Below are 14,318 nucleotides of genomic sequence, written 5' to 3'. Positions count from 1 at the left end.
TTTGTCGAATATCAAAAGGGTGTAAACTCAGTTTGCACCCTTTTTTATTTTTCTCAGGTTTAATCAGGAGTAGCGATGAACCGTCTTGAATTGATTCAGGCCTTGCCAAAGGCTGAGCTGCATGTGCATATCGAAGGTACCTTTGAACCTGAGTTAATGTTTGCAATTGCACAGCGTAATGAAATTAGCATTCCTTATAAATCAGTTGAGGAAGTGAAGCAGGCTTATAATTTCCATAATCTGCAATCTTTCTTGGATATCTACTACGCGGGTGCCAATGTTCTGATTCATGAACAGGACTTTTATGATCTGGCTTGGGCATATTTTGAAAAATGTGCGGATGATAATGTCGTGCATACTGAAATGTTCTTTGATCCGCAAACGCATACTGATCGTGGCATTGCCTTTGAAACCGTGATTAATGGCTTGCAGAAAGCCTGCGATGATGCGAAAGCTAAATTAGGCATTACTTCACATCTGATTATGTGCTTCTTACGTCATTTAAGTGAAGAGGCAGCATTTGAGACATTAGAGCAAGCGCTGTCTTATAAAGATCAAATCATTGGAGTAGGGCTGGATTCAAGTGAAGTCGGGCATCCACCGTCTAAGTTTGAACGTGTCTTTGCCAAAGCGCGTGAAGCCGGTTTTCTGGTGGTTGCACATGCGGGTGAAGAAGGTCCGGCAGAATATGTCTGGGAAGCTTTGGATTTATTAAAAGTAAACCGTATTGATCATGGGGTACGTTCTGAGGAAGATCCAGAATTGATGCAGCGTTTGATTGCAGAGAAGATGCCGCTTACAGTATGTCCACTTTCAAACCTGAAACTGTGTGTGGTAGATGATATGCAGCAGCATAATATCCGTCGCCTGTTGCAGCACGGCGTGCATGTCACAGTGAATTCAGATGATCCATCGTATTTCGGTGGTTATATGAATGACAATTTCATTGCCATTGCTGAAGCTTTGGACCTAAGCAATGATGAGCTAAAACAGCTGGCGATCAATTCTTTTGAAGCTTCATTTATTTCTGATGCTGAAAAACAGAAATGGATCAGCCTGATTCAGGCACTCGTTTAAAATATCATTCCAGTAAATTTGTTAGCCCAAAGAGGGTGGAGTTCGCTCTGCCTTTTTATTTAATCTGATCTGTGAACCAAAGATGAAATTAAAATTCCTGTGGCCTGTTCTGGCTGTTAGCTTAATCAATCCTGCTTGTGCAGATACCTCAATGACTCAGAAAGCCCTGAAACCTCTGATTGAATATCAGTGTGGCCAAGAGCTGAAAGATTCCAAAGTCTGGAAAATGGGTACTTATTTCATGGCTGAAGCCAATAAACAGCATTTACAGCAAAAAGTATGTGGCTGTGTAGGTGAGCATGCCTTGGAAGGTGTTCCGGCTAAAACCCTGTTAAAAGCAACCGTTGATGAAGAAACTAAAAAAGAGCTGACCCGTAAAGCAATTGCCAATAGCTTAAAAGGCTGTATGGGCGAGTTTATCAATTAAGGATTTTTGGGTGCTGGCTTATTCAGGCCTTACCCTTAAATGAGTAGTGAGTCTTCTTTCCTGTGATGGCTGTGAATCTGGATGTGCGCAGATTAGACATCATGGCGCATTTTTAGATTTCTTATTGCGATAAACTTCGGCACAATAGCTGCATATTTTAAAAGTTGAAAAAGGATAAAATCCGTGAAAAAATTATTGGCTGTTGTTGCTCCATTAGCACTTGTTCTTTCTGCCTGCGTAGCACCCCAAGGTACAGGCACCCCAACTCAAGCAAGTACAGGTCAGCAACTCGGTTCTGCAGCCATTAAAATTGCCATCAATGCAAAATGTGTTACTGAACTAAATAATATTCCGGCTTGGCAAACTGCAACACGTTTAATGACAGAAACACAAAAACAGAATATCCAGTCTGAAATTTGTGGTTGCGTGAGTGAAAAAGCACCACAAAACGTGACTGCGGTAGATTTGGCGACTGCAGCAATTGACCCAGCAGCACGTGCAACTATTGTAGGCAATGTCGTTGCAAATACTATTAACGCTTGCGTGGCTGAAGCGGTAAACTAAGTCAAAATCAAATTTGAATAGGCTGACTGGTTCAGCCTATTTTTTATGGGAAATAAAATGAATATTGCTGGTGTAGATGAAGCAGGGCGTGGGCCATTAGTAGGATCGGTGGTCGCTGCGGCTGTGATATTGGATCCGAATAACCCGATTGAGGGCTTAAATGATTCCAAGAAGCTAAGCGAGAAGAAGCGCGAAAAACTTTTTATTGAGATTCAGGAAAAAGCACTGGCTTGGGCCATCGCTGAAGCCTCTGCGGCAGAAATCGACGAGCATAATATTTTGCAGGCCTCTTTGCTGGCAATGCGCCGCGCTGTGGAAGCATTAAGCATTCAGCCGGAACATGTACTGGTCGATGGCAACAAGATTCCTCAGGGTCTTGCGATGAGCTGTGATGCGGTTGTAGGTGGGGATGCTCTGCATCCTGAAATCTCGGCAGCCAGTATTCTGGCAAAAGTGACCCGGGATCGCCAGATGGTAGAGATGGATCAGAAGTATCCACAATTTGGCTTTGCCAAGCATAAGGGTTATCCGACCAAAGCACATTTTGAAGCGATTGCCTTACACGGGGTGATTGATGAGCACCGTCGTAGTTTCGGACCGGTGAAAAAAGTGCTGGCAGCGTTGCTTGATCAGCAGCAGGCAGGATAAAGTCTGATTATTTTGCTATGCAGTTGAAAATTAGACAAATTAAAAGCGGCTTAAAAGCCGCTTTTATATTCATACAAAATTAACGGTTAAAGTTATTTTGTGTCTGGTTATCATCTTCATAAGAAGAAGGCTGATAATCCTGGTCAATATGCTGAAGATGTTCATGCATTGCACGTTCATGCTGGATACGCTGGTAAATCTCTTCACGGTGTACAGAGACTTCTTTCGGAGCATTTACCCCAATACGAACCTGGTTGCCTTTTACGCCAAGTACAGTCACGCTGACTTGGTCTCCGATCATTAAAGTTTCCCCGACGCGTCGAGTCAAAATCAGCATGTTTCTCTCCTTGCAAAATGCAAAACCTGCAATCTATTGAATGTAATAAAAAAACACAACCTAAAATTATATAATTAAAGTTTGAATAGAAAGTCCTGTCCATGAAATGAAGAGGTTAACTATCCAGACTGTTGAAAATCCTTAGGCTTAATATAACAGAGCCACTATAAAAAAAACTATAGTGGCCCTGCATTTTTGTAGAGATTTAATGAAATACTGTCAGACAATGACGGTATTTTGTAGTTCTCTTAAGCGCGTGCGCTAGATTCACCATGTTCACGGTCTAAACCAAACGCAGTGTGAAGTGAGCGAACTGCAAGCTCAAGATAATTCTCTTCGATAATTACTGAAATCTTGATTTCAGAAGTAGAAATCATCAGGATGTTGATGCCTTCATCAGCAAGGGCAGTGAACATTTTGCTCGCTACACCAGCGTGAGAACGCATACCTACACCTACGATAGACACTTTTACGATGTCATCACGAGTTGCAACTTCACGTGCGCCAATCGCTTGAGCAGTTTCTTCAAGGATTTTTTTGGCTTTAGCGAGTTCACCGCGGTTTACAGTAAACGTGAAATCAGTTGTACCATCTTCTTCAACGTTCTGGATAATCATATCCACTTCGATATTGGCATCACCAATTGGTTTAAGAATTTTAGATGCAATACCTGGCTCATCTGGAACACCCAGAATAGTCAGTTTAGCTTCGTCGCGGTTGAACGCGATACCAGAGATAATTGGCTGTTCCATGTTGTCTTCCAGTTCAGTAGTAATAAGAGTTCCGACGTTGTTTTTGAAGTCTTCGTCAAATGCGCCATCATTGTCATTATCGAAGCTTGAGAGTACGCGTAAAGGCACTTGGTACTTGCCTGCAAATTCTACAGAGCGAATTTGAAGAACTTTAGAACCTAAAGATGCCATTTCCAGCATTTCTTCGAAAGAGATACGGTCTACTTTTTTCGCTTTAGGCGCAACACGAGGGTCAGTCGTATATACGCCATCAACGTCTGTGTAAATCTGACATTCATCCGCTTTAAGCGCTGCAGCAAGTGCGACACCTGAAGTATCAGAACCACCACGGCCTAAAGTTGTGGTATTGCCATCAGCATCAAAGCCTTGGAAACCAGCCACCACGATCACGCGGCCTGCATCCAGGTTTTCAGTCAATACATCGGTATCAATAGATTCGATACGTGCTTTGGTGAATGCACTGTCAGTTTTAATACCAACCTGGCGACCAGTTAAAGATTTAGCTTCAACGCCAATTGAATTCAGCGCCATAGCTAACATGGAAATCGTTACCTGTTCACCCGTAGAAACCATTTGGTCAAGTTCACGTGGGTCAGGGGTTTCGGTAATGGCTTTCGCGAGAGCAAGCAAGCGGTTGGTTTCACCACTCATAGCAGATACGACTACAACCATCTTGTGGCCATGGTCATGCCAGCGCTTCACACGACGAGCAACATTGAGAATGCGCTCGGGAGTACCCATTGAGGTACCGCCATATTTTTGAACGATTAATGCCATAGTTGTTCCATATAAACCATGACCCTGATTTTCCGATCAGGGTCAGTTACACAAAATGAAGTTTTTATTTTGCTTCAAGCCAAGCTGCTAAATCAGCCATCACTGGAGCAAACTTCTCGTTAAGTGGCGCGCCACCTTGTGCCAAGTCAGGTTTACCACCACCTTTACCACCTAGCTCAGTTGCCAAGTGTTTGATGATGTCACCCGCTTTAATAGAAGCAGTAAAGTCTTTAGCTACAGATGCAATCAAGCTAACCTTGTCACCCTCTACACCTGCAAGAACAATGACTGCATTTTCTAATTTTGATTTCACACCATCGTGCAGGTTACGTAGTGCTTTCGCATCCATACCCTGAACAGTCGTGATTAATGTTTTACGACCAGCAAGCTCTTGAACCTGGCTTAAAAGTTCACCGGCTTGTAGGCTTGCCAATTTTTGATTCAGCTGTTCAATCTGTTTTTGCAATTGATGCGCAGTGTCCACCACAGCTTCAACTTTTTCGACTGTTTGATGGTTCTGTGCTTTTAACAAACCATTGATATATTGAACATCACGATCGACTTTCTGTACGGCTTCAACCGCTTTAGTACCGGTTACGGCTTCAATACGACGTACACCTGCTGCGACACCACCTTCAGAAGTGATTTTGAACAGACCGATGTCACCTGTACGTTTCACGTGAATACCGCCACACAGCTCGATTGAGAAGTTTTTCTCGTCAATCACTGAACCCATAGACAATACGCGAACTTCTTCACCGTATTTCTCACCGAACAGCATCATCGCACCTTTGGCTTTCGCAGATTCGATGTCGAGCAGTTCAGTGGTAACAGGCGTGTTGGCAATCACTTCGGCATTTACCAGACGTTCAATTTCTTGCAGTTGCTCAAACGTTACAGGCTGATCGTTAGCAAAGTCGAAACGTAATACGTCAGACGCAACCAATGAACCTTTTTGTTGTACGTGTGAACCCAGGATTTGACGTAGGGCAGCGTGTAGCAAGTGAGTTGCAGAGTGGTTACGTGCAGTTGCGGCACGAATGTCGGCTTTAACCGTTGCTTCCACGTTTTGAGTAACTTTCAAGTTACCCATAGTCACGATACCTTGGTGAACGAATGCACCACCAGATTTTTTGGTATCTTGAACTTCGAAAATACCGGTATCGTTTTTGAAGAGTCCTGTATCACCGATTTGACCACCGCTTTCTGCATAGAAAGGAGTCTGGTTAAGAACGATTAATGCTTCGTCGCCTTCAACCACTTCGTCAACCTGTTCGCCATCTTTGTAGATTGCGATGATTTGACCTTGACCTGCGGTCGCGTCATAACCTTCAAACTGAGTTTCGCCTTCAACTTTAACGACACTGTTATAGTCGATTGCGAATTTACCGGCATCACGTGCGCGTTGACGTTGTGCAGCCATTTCTTTTTCAAAGCCAGCTTCGTCAATCGTTAAATCACGTTCACGTGCGATATCTGCTGTAAGGTCAGTTGGGAAGCCGTAAGTATCATAAAGTTTGAATACGATTTCACCTGGAATCACAGAACCTTTCAGATTTGCCAGTTCGCCTTCAAGCAATTTCAGACCTTGCTCAAGTGTTTTAGCAAACTGTTCTTCTTCTTTCAGCAATGCAGCTTCGATACGTGTTTTGTTTGCTTCAAGCTCTGGATAAGCAGCACCCATTACATCAATTAAAGGCTGAAGCATTTTGTGGAAGAATGAACCAGTCGCACCCAGTTTGTTACCGTGACGAACTGCACGGCGGATGATACGACGCAGTACATAACCACGACCTTCATTCGAAGGGTTCACACCATCCGCAATCAGGAAGCAGCATGAACGTGCATGGTCAGCCACAACTTTAAGTGAAGCAGGGTATTCAACCGGTTTATTTTCAGCTTGTGCTTTCGCTTCAATATCTGAAGTATCTAGACCGATAATTTCAGCAGCAGCTTTTAACAGGTTTTGGAACAGGTCGATTTCATAGTTAGAGTTGACATGTTGCAGAACCGCAGAAATACGCTCAAGGCCCATACCGGTATCAACAGAAGGTGCTGGAAGAGGGTGCAGGACGCCATCCGCAGTACGGTTGAACTGCATGAATACGTTGTTCCAGATTTCGATGAAACGGTCGCCATCTTCTTCAGGTGTACCAGGCAGGCCACCCCAAATGTGCTCACCGTGATCATAGAAGATTTCAGAACATGGACCACAAGGACCAGTATCGCCCATTGCCCAGAAATTGTCTGATGCGTATTTTTCGCCTTTGTTATCACCAATGCGTATAATACGGCTGGCATCTAGACCAACTTCTTTATTCCAGATATCAAACGCTTCGTCATCAGTGTGATACACAGTTACGTACAATTTGTCTTTAGGCAGTGCCAGCCATTTGTCGCCGGTCAGAAATTCCCAGGCAAATTTAATCGCATCACGTTTGAAGTAATCACCAAACGAGAAGTTACCCAGCATTTCAAAGAATGTGTGGTGACGAGCTGTGTAGCCAACGTTATCTAAGTCGTTGTGTTTACCACCTGCACGTACACATTTTTGTGAAGATGTTGCACGAACGTAGTCACGTTTTTCCAGACCCAGGAAGCAGTCTTTAAACTGGTTCATACCAGCATTGGTAAACAATAATGTTGGGTCGTTGGCAGGAACCAGAGAACTCGACGCGACACGTGTATGCCCTTGCGATTCAAAGTAGCTTAAAAAAGCTTCGCGAATTTCAGCTGATGTCATAAAACGAGTACTCACAACCAAGTCACTCCATAATTTCCGATTTGGCTAAAAACATCACAGTCTGACAAGAAGGTTGGTTCTCTGCTGCAATGCGGGGCTTAAATATTTAAAAACGCCAAATTATAACGGAAAATGCCTGTTCAACCAATGATTTTCATATTTATAGATCATAAAACTATAAGGAATGAATATTGGAAAAATCAGAAAAATGCCCTGCAAAATCAAAAGCTATTGTCATTACAGCAATTTATCTTCATTCTCGCTGATAGAAAGACTGGATTGCTTCAAGTAAAGCATGAATTTTTCGATGAAATATTGGACATTCTGTGTAATTTTTAGTGGATTTAGCTGAATAGTTATCAGTCAGCTGGATAATTCCATTAATATAGGCGCATAAAGTTTTATGCCGCAGTAGGGAACGTCGATGCAACGTATCGCAATTAATGGTTTTGGACGAATCGGACGCAATGTGTTGCGTGCATGGTTTGAAAATCCGAAAGATTTTAATTTTGACATCGTTGCCATTAATGACGTTGCCGACGTTGAAACCTTATTGCATTTATTTAAATATGATTCTACTCATGGCCGTTTCCCGGGGCAGGTTGATCTGACGTATGAAGATGAGTATGCCTACCTGCATGTCACTTATCGCGATGCTTATCAGAAAGTTCAGGTGTTAAGACAGGCGAATCCGGTGGAAATGCCATGGCATGAACTGAATATTGATGTGGTATTGGAATGTACCGGCTTATTCCGTTCGCGTGAGGCTGCGACTCAGCATATTACTGCCGGGGCAAAACGGGTGATTATCGGCGCTGCACCGTTTGATACGGTGGATGCTGCAATTGTCTATGGCGTCAACCATCGTGATGTCAAAGAAAGTGACCAGATTATTTCTAGCGTGTCTTGTACTACGCAGGCATTGGTACCGCTAGTCAAAATCATTGATGATGCCTTTGGGATTGAGACTGCACTGATGACTGAAATTCATGCGGTGACTGCGGATCAGTCAGTACTGGATCATGCCCATCGTGATTTAAGACGTGCCCGTGCTTCCGGGCAAAATATTATTCCAACCACATCTTCAGCTTTGGGTGCTTTAAAACGCGTAATGCCGAAGATGGAGAACCGGATTGATGGTTATTCGATTCGCGTGCCAACCATTAATGTCGCAGCAATTGATCTGACTTTTATTTCTCAGTCACCCATTACTGATCATCAGTTGAATGAAGTATTAATGAACGCTGCACGTCAGGATTTTGCTGAAATCATGTCTGTGACAGATGAGCCTTTAGTATCTTCAGACTTTAATCATTCGCCTTACTCATTGATTGTGGATCTGACCCAAACCCTGGTAGTGGGGCATCAGGCTAAAGTATTTGCCTGGTATGATAATGAATGGGGTTATGCCAACCGTTTGCTGGATCTCTGTGAATCCTTTTATACAGATTAAGCTATTTTGAAAGCATCCCAAATGGGGTGCTTTTTTATGCAAGATTAAAAAATTAGAAGAAAATGAATAAGAAGTTGAACGTAATTGATCGAAAAGCTCTGGATTTATGCCGAATATTTCTGTGATCTGGATATTTTTTCGTTAAGATAAAGATAATTAAATGGAATAAGAGCAAGCACATGATGTTGATCTGGGGATTTATTATATTACTGACCTTGGCTGTGATTTTTTTGATCTGGCTGCAATTTAATAATAATGAGAGTTCACAAAATGTGGAAGGCGTGCCAGTTGAGGAAAAAGTGGCACATCTGGAAGAAAATTTAAAAAAGACCTTGGAAATTATGCAGGATCTGGCGAAAAAGATGCATGTACAGCAGGAAGTACTGGATCAGACTACAGCCAAACTGCAAAAAGTTGAGCTGCAAAATGCAGAACTGGTAAATCTGCTCGCTAAAGTAGTAGAACCAAAGTCATAAGACCCTTTCATGCTGGCTTAGCCTTATATAAAGGATTTAAACTAGTAAGGTTCTTAAAATAGCTGCCGAGGCCATGCTAATCAAAATGGTTGGCAGCATCCCAAAGCGTGATGCAGCGAATAGTGTCGACATTATAGCGATCAGATCAGCCGGATCATCTCGTAAAAAATATGGGGTGATCATCGAAATCAGTACACAACCTGGAATCACTTCCAGAATTTTACGCTGACGATTATTTAAGGTTTTGTTCTTCAGTAGGACATAGCCAAGTATCCGGGCGCAGTAAGTCGTTAGCGCCACCAATAAGATTGCGATAAAAGTGCTCATCTGAATCATGCTTCATCCTTCTGAATGAGCCAGAAGGCAGAGGTAATGCCTGCAAGTGCGCCAATCAGCACATACCAGTTTCCCGGTAGATAGCTATAAGCTAGAGCAGCACAAATAAAACTGATTAGCCAAGACCTCGCTTCAGTAAAGCCTTTCCACATGCCTTTCAGCAAAACCAGCATAATGGCGGGGAAAGCCATATCAAAACCAAAACGGTTAATATCACCTAGCACAGGTCCAAGCAGGGCACCGAGTGTCGTAAAGCCGACCCAAGCCAGATAAAGAACAATACATAGCCCGGCATAATAAGGCAGACTAAAAGCATATCGATAACCAAACTGTGCCAGTCGACGCTGTGCATCTGTCAGGCTTAAGGCCCAGCTTTCATCGACCATAAAAAATAATGCCGGAAAGATTTTTCGATTTGGAAGATGTCTTAAATAAGGTACCAGACTGGCACCGAGCAGAATATAGCGGCTGTTAATGAGAAAAGTAATAAAGATTAAGGTAAGCAGATGCGGTGGATCAGTCCAGGCTTCTAAAACTGCAAACTCGGAACCGCCAGCAAAGTTCAGCCCGGTCAGCAAGGGAACCTCAAGCAGGCTAAAATCTTTTTGTGCTGCTGTTGCGCCCAAGACCAGCGCCAGAGGAATTACACCCAATAATAAAGGTATGCAGTCTTTCACACCACGCTGAAACTCACTCAGAGGAGTGGCATCAGAAGGCGTTATACGTGGCTGAAAGGGAGGCATGAGATGATCGGGTTTTATTCTAGAAGGAGAAAGAAAGTTTATAAGAAATACCGGAGTCTTTGCAGCCCCTTTAAACTCTACCAGAATGATGCTGTTTTCTTGGTCATTTAAGTCTGCACATTAGGTTTTTGTATAGGATTATTTTTAAGCATCTAGTACTGATATTTTATAAATTCTTACCCTTGGATAGATGAGGATTGAATCAAGAATAAGTTTTTCGTCATTGTTTTGGTTGGGGAAATATATTAGAAAATCAAGTTGATATGTTGGTTGTTAAATTTTATTCAGCCTATTTTCTCTTGATAAGAGGGAGATGGTTTGGTTTATCTATCTAAGTCCTTTGTTCAGTCAGAGAAAATTATCAAAATTGCGATGCACAGCCTAAACGATCGTGCTAGACTAGGAGAAATCGGGTGTGCTCCCGATTTTTTTATGCGGTTTATTCCGCGCTGACAAGAATTTAGGTTTACAACATGCCCATTTCAGAGACATGGTTATTACCTGATGGTGTAGCTGATGTATTACCAGAACAAGCGCAAGTCATCGAAAGCCTGCGCCGTCAATCACTGGATTTCCTCGCATCTCGAGGTTATCAGCTGGTGTACACGCCATTTATTGAATACATTGAATCTCTATCTTCTCTCTCAGAATCGAATCAGGATTTAGACTTAGCCACTTTTAAAGTGATCGACCAGCTGTCTGGCCGCTTGCTTGGTGTGCGTGCCGATATGACACCACAAGTGGCTCGTATCGATGCGCATGTACATCCAGTGGAAGGTGTGGCTCGTTATTGCTATGCGGGTACGGTTTTACATACGAAACCTCAAGGATTTAATACCACACGTGCACCATTGCAGTTAGGTGCAGAATTATTTGGTTCAGACAGCATTGATGCTGACGTGGAAATGGTTGACCTGATGATCAGCCTGATTCAGGAAGCGGGTCTGGCCGACGGCGTCCACCTTGACTTAGGTCATGTTGGTCTGTTCCGTAGTCTGATTGCACAAGCGGGTTTAAGTAAAGCAACCGAACGCCAACTGTCTGATCTGTATCAACGTAAAGCATTGCCGGAACTGGCTGAATTTACTGCAAATCTTAAGTTTGGTTCAGACTTCTATACGCTTGGCCGCTTTGCAAGTGACCTGGATGCCTTAAAAACGAATTTAAGTGCTGAAGTATTAGAAAATCCAGCCTTCAAACAGGCATTTGATGCACTGCAAACCACCAAAAATGAAGTTCAGGTGCGCTGGCCGAATCTGCATATTGGGATTGATGTCGTCGAGTTACGTTCATACCATTATCACACCGGCCTGATGTATGCAGTTTATGCACCAAACCGTGCTGCGGCACTGGCACAAGGTGGCCGTTATGATGGCATTGGTGAGCATTTTGGTCGTGCACGTCCGGCAACTGGTTTCTCTTGTGACTTATATGCTTTAAGTGCAGGCAAGTTTGCTACAGCTAAAGTTGTGGTAGCACCTAAGGGTACAGATGCTGCGCTGTTAAATGCGATTCAGGCAACCCGTGCACAAGGCTTAAGTGTAATTCAGTTATTAGGTAATGATGATTTAAACTCGGTACCGTATGCAACTCACCAGCTGGTGAATGTGGACGGTGAGTGGACTATCAAAACGATTTAATCGCTTTAATTGTTTTACTCAGTGTTCATGTCGCTGAGTGGGACTTTCAACTTTAACAGCATGATGTAATGAGGCTATTATGGGCAAGAATGTTGTGGTACTTGGTACCCAATGGGGCGACGAAGGTAAGGGTAAGATCGTCGACCTGCTCACAGATCAAGCGGCTGCAGTAGTTCGTTATCAAGGCGGACATAACGCAGGTCATACTCTCGTGGTTGGTGGTAAGAAAACTGTATTACACCTCATTCCATCAGGTATTTTACGTGAAAACGTATTGTGCTTAATTGGTAATGGTGTGGTTCTTTCACCTGAAGCGCTCATCAAAGAGATGGATATTCTTGAAAAAGAAGGCGTGCCAGTACGTGAACGTCTACGCATTTCTCCAAACTGTCCATTGATTCTTCCACACCACATCGCACTTGACCAAGCTCGTGAGAAAAAACGTGGTAATGCGAAAATTGGTACAACTGGTCGTGGGATTGGTCCTGCTTATGAAGATAAAGTAGCGCGTCGTGCAATCCGTGTTGCTGACCTGGTACGTGGTGGCGAACATCTGAAAGCTCAGCTTGAAGAATTGCTTGAATACCACAACTTCCAATTGACTCAATTCTTCGGTGTTGAAGCAGTTAAAGTTGAAGACGTACTTGCGCTTTGCGACGAATGGCGCAAAGTGATCGAGCCTATGGTTATGGACGTGACTGGTGAACTTCACGCTTACCGTAAAGCTGGCAAGAAAATCATGTTCGAAGGTGCACAAGGTTCATTGCTTGACGTTGACCACGGTACATATCCGTACGTGACTTCTTCAAACACGACTGCTGGTGGCGTAAGCTCAGGTTCAGGTCTTGGTCCATTACACCTTGACTACGTTCTTGGTATTACTAAAGCGTATACTACTCGTGTAGGTTCAGGTCCATTCCCAACTGAGTTGGTGTATGACGCTGCAACAGATACAGGTGATGCAATTGGTAAACACCTGGGTACTGTAGGTTCAGAATTTGGTGCGTCTACTGGCCGTCAACGTCGTTGTGGCTGGTTCGATGCTGAAATCCTGCGTCGTTCAGTAGAAGTGAACTCACTGTCTGGTATTTGCTTGACTAAACTTGACGTTCTTGACGGTTTGGAAGAAGTGAAAATCTGTGTAGGTTACGAAGCTGCTGATTCTGGCTGTGTTGGTTCTTCTGATGCGCTTGCATTTGAAACTTTAAAACCAATTTACGAGACTATGCCAGGCTGGAAAGAATCTACTTTCGGTGCGAAATCACTAGATCAATTGCCACAAGCGGCAATTAACTATGTGAAACGTCTTGAACAATTGATTGAATGTCCAATCGACATCATTTCAACTGGTCCAGACCGTGAAGAAACCATTATTCTTCGCCATCCGTTTGATGCTTAATCCTTTAAGCTGAAAATGATAAAAACCCTGTGATTTCACAGGGTTTTTTATTTGGAAAAGCTTATAAAAATGATTGAAAACCTGTTTGGATTCTTTATGATGTTTTGACCTTATATATTTGAGAAGGTCATGAAATATAAAAATTTATTGGCGGGGATGGTCATTGCGACCACATTAACGGGGTGTACTACGGTTGCAGATCTGATGGGGGCTGATTCAGCGACATTAAATCTGAGTGCAGCACAAAGCTATAATCAGATGCTGACAGAGGCCAAGCAGAAACAGATTCTGGATACGACTTCTGCCACCTATAAAAAAGTAAATCGGGTTTTCCTGAAAATGAAGCCGTATGCGGATCAACTGAATCAGACTGGGCAGAAGTTTGACTGGCAAGTGGCTGTGATCAAATCCAACGAGATTAATGCCTATGTCGCACCAGGTGGCAAGGTGGTGTTCTATACGGGTATTGTCGACACACTAAAACTTACAGACGATGAAGTTGCTGCCATCATGGGACATGAAATGGTGCACGCGCTTGAGGAACATTCTAAAAATAAGGTAGGAGCGCAAGCACTTACCGATTTGGCAGTAAGTATCGGTAGCAAGTATGTCGGGCAGTCCGCTGGTGGTTATGGTGGGCTACTGCTGGATATGGGTGCTCAATTTGGTGTGGGCTTGCCATTCTCACGTAATCTGGAAAGCCGTGCCGATAAAGGCGGGCTCATGCTGATGGCACGAGCAGGCTATAACCCGAATGCAGCGATTACGTTGTGGCAAAAAATGAATGCACAAGACAGCCGTGGCAATAGCGTCCTGAATAAATTTACTTCTACGCATCCAACGAATGATGACCGAATTGCAGCCTTGCAACAGCTGATGCCTGAAGCGATGACGGTATATAAGGCTAAGAAATAATTTGGAAATTCAGGACTAAAGTCTTAACAGC

The 14,318-nt window shown here is 43.4% G+C and carries 14 protein-coding genes; 9 read left to right on the top strand and 5 right to left on the bottom strand.

Annotated elements, in window-relative coordinates; all coding sequences use genetic code 11:
• The first annotated feature begins 75 nt into the window (after positions 1-75).
• The 4 genes from FTU00_RS02480 to rnhB all read left to right on the top strand — a co-directional run bounded on the left by FTU00_RS02480 (position 76) and on the right by rnhB (position 2,716).
• Positions 76-1,077 carry an adenosine deaminase gene (locus FTU00_RS02480; protein WP_179993208.1) on the top strand — a complete coding sequence of 334 codons (1,002 nt, stop codon included), beginning with the start codon at positions 76-78 and terminating at the stop codon, positions 1,075-1,077.
• 82 nt (positions 1,078-1,159) lie between these two features.
• Positions 1,160-1,504, top strand: a complete 345-nt coding sequence (locus tag FTU00_RS02475; RefSeq protein WP_004815392.1) for a hypothetical protein — start codon at positions 1,160-1,162, stop codon at positions 1,502-1,504.
• 183 nt (positions 1,505-1,687) lie between these two features.
• Positions 1,688-2,068 (top strand): hypothetical protein, encoded by a 381-nt coding sequence (locus FTU00_RS02470; protein WP_159123230.1) that lies wholly within the window; start codon positions 1,688-1,690, stop codon positions 2,066-2,068.
• A gap of 57 nt (positions 2,069-2,125) precedes the next feature.
• Positions 2,126-2,716: a ribonuclease HII gene (rnhB, locus tag FTU00_RS02465; protein ID WP_004784204.1), complete on the top strand. Its 591-nt coding sequence runs from the start codon at positions 2,126-2,128 to the stop codon at positions 2,714-2,716.
• A 79-nt stretch (positions 2,717-2,795) separates the two neighbouring features.
• On the opposite strand, the gene csrA is transcribed toward rnhB, so the two are convergent.
• The 3 genes from csrA to alaS form a co-directional block, all read right to left on the bottom strand.
• Positions 2,796-3,053 carry a carbon storage regulator CsrA gene (gene csrA, locus FTU00_RS02460; protein ID WP_004784202.1) on the bottom strand — a complete coding sequence of 86 codons (258 nt, stop codon included), beginning with the start codon at positions 3,051-3,053 and terminating at the stop codon, positions 2,796-2,798.
• A gap of 248 nt (positions 3,054-3,301) precedes the next feature.
• Entirely contained in the window at positions 3,302-4,582 is a 1,281-nt protein-coding gene (locus FTU00_RS02455; protein ID WP_159123232.1) for an aspartate kinase, read from the bottom strand.
• Positions 4,583-4,646: 64 nt separating this feature from the next.
• Complete coding sequence (alaS, locus tag FTU00_RS02450) at positions 4,647-7,340, bottom strand: alanine--tRNA ligase (protein WP_180004057.1); 2,694 nt, start codon at positions 7,338-7,340, stop codon at positions 4,647-4,649.
• A 409-nt stretch (positions 7,341-7,749) separates the two neighbouring features.
• Here alaS and FTU00_RS02445 point away from each other — a divergent pair, with 409 nt between their 5' ends.
• Both FTU00_RS02445 and FTU00_RS02440 read left to right on the top strand, forming a co-directional pair.
• Positions 7,750-8,778, top strand: a complete 1,029-nt coding sequence (locus FTU00_RS02445; protein WP_034170713.1) for a type I glyceraldehyde-3-phosphate dehydrogenase — start codon at positions 7,750-7,752, stop codon at positions 8,776-8,778.
• Between the two features lie 179 nt (positions 8,779-8,957).
• Positions 8,958-9,254, top strand: coding sequence for a hypothetical protein (locus FTU00_RS02440; protein WP_004815405.1), 297 nt, complete (start codon positions 8,958-8,960; stop codon positions 9,252-9,254).
• A gap of 36 nt (positions 9,255-9,290) precedes the next feature.
• On the opposite strand, the gene FTU00_RS02435 is transcribed toward FTU00_RS02440, so the two are convergent.
• Together FTU00_RS02435 and FTU00_RS02430 are read right to left on the bottom strand one after the other, a co-directional pair.
• Positions 9,291-9,590, bottom strand: coding sequence for an AzlD family protein (locus FTU00_RS02435; RefSeq protein WP_180053854.1), 300 nt, complete (start codon positions 9,588-9,590; stop codon positions 9,291-9,293).
• Positions 9,587-10,333, bottom strand: a complete 747-nt coding sequence (locus tag FTU00_RS02430; protein WP_180179010.1) for an AzlC family ABC transporter permease — start codon at positions 10,331-10,333, stop codon at positions 9,587-9,589. Before FTU00_RS02430 ends, FTU00_RS02435 begins: the two co-directional genes overlap by 4 nt.
• A gap of 473 nt (positions 10,334-10,806) precedes the next feature.
• On the opposite strand from FTU00_RS02430, the gene FTU00_RS02425 reads away from it, so the two are divergent.
• The 3 genes from FTU00_RS02425 (at position 10,807) to FTU00_RS02415 (ending at position 14,287) form a co-directional block, all read left to right on the top strand.
• Positions 10,807-11,973 carry an ATP phosphoribosyltransferase regulatory subunit gene (locus FTU00_RS02425; RefSeq protein ID WP_004815411.1) on the top strand — a complete coding sequence of 389 codons (1,167 nt, stop codon included), beginning with the start codon at positions 10,807-10,809 and terminating at the stop codon, positions 11,971-11,973.
• Between the two features lie 79 nt (positions 11,974-12,052).
• Complete coding sequence (locus tag FTU00_RS02420; RefSeq protein ID WP_004784184.1) at positions 12,053-13,372, top strand: adenylosuccinate synthase; 1,320 nt, start codon at positions 12,053-12,055, stop codon at positions 13,370-13,372.
• Between the two features lie 129 nt (positions 13,373-13,501).
• Positions 13,502-14,287, top strand: a complete 786-nt coding sequence (locus FTU00_RS02415) for a M48 family metallopeptidase (protein ID WP_179993213.1) — start codon at positions 13,502-13,504, stop codon at positions 14,285-14,287.
• Positions 14,288-14,318 lie beyond the last annotated feature (31 nt).

Source organism: Acinetobacter sp. YH12041 (assembly GCF_013419975.1).
Classification (GTDB): domain Bacteria; phylum Pseudomonadota; class Gammaproteobacteria; order Pseudomonadales; family Moraxellaceae; genus Acinetobacter.
This window is presented reverse-complemented; position numbering and strand designations above follow the sequence as displayed.

What these genes read in the sequence shown, in the direction of transcription:
- FTU00_RS02480 (WP_179993208.1), top strand. Translation starts at nt 76, where the DNA reads ATGAACCGTCTTGAATTGATTCAGGCCTTGCCAAAGGCTGAGCTGCAT.
- FTU00_RS02475 (WP_004815392.1), top strand. Translation starts at nt 1,160, where the DNA reads ATGAAATTAAAATTCCTGTGGCCTGTTCTGGCTGTTAGCTTAATCAAT.
- rnhB (WP_004784204.1), top strand. Translation starts at nt 2,126, where the DNA reads ATGAATATTGCTGGTGTAGATGAAGCAGGGCGTGGGCCATTAGTAGGA.
- csrA (WP_004784202.1), bottom strand. Translation starts at nt 3,053, where the DNA reads ATGCTGATTTTGACTCGACGCGTCGGGGAAACTTTAATGATCGGAGAC.
- FTU00_RS02455 (WP_159123232.1), bottom strand. Translation starts at nt 4,582, where the DNA reads ATGGCATTAATCGTTCAAAAATATGGCGGTACCTCAATGGGTACTCCC.
- FTU00_RS02445 (WP_034170713.1), top strand. Translation starts at nt 7,750, where the DNA reads ATGCAACGTATCGCAATTAATGGTTTTGGACGAATCGGACGCAATGTG.
- FTU00_RS02440 (WP_004815405.1), top strand. Translation starts at nt 8,958, where the DNA reads ATGATGTTGATCTGGGGATTTATTATATTACTGACCTTGGCTGTGATT.
- FTU00_RS02435 (WP_180053854.1), bottom strand. Translation starts at nt 9,590, where the DNA reads ATGATTCAGATGAGCACTTTTATCGCAATCTTATTGGTGGCGCTAACG.
- FTU00_RS02430 (WP_180179010.1), bottom strand. Translation starts at nt 10,333, where the DNA reads ATGCCTCCCTTTCAGCCACGTATAACGCCTTCTGATGCCACTCCTCTG.
- FTU00_RS02425 (WP_004815411.1), top strand. Translation starts at nt 10,807, where the DNA reads ATGCCCATTTCAGAGACATGGTTATTACCTGATGGTGTAGCTGATGTA.
- FTU00_RS02420 (WP_004784184.1), top strand. Translation starts at nt 12,053, where the DNA reads ATGGGCAAGAATGTTGTGGTACTTGGTACCCAATGGGGCGACGAAGGT.
- FTU00_RS02415 (WP_179993213.1), top strand. Translation starts at nt 13,502, where the DNA reads ATGAAATATAAAAATTTATTGGCGGGGATGGTCATTGCGACCACATTA.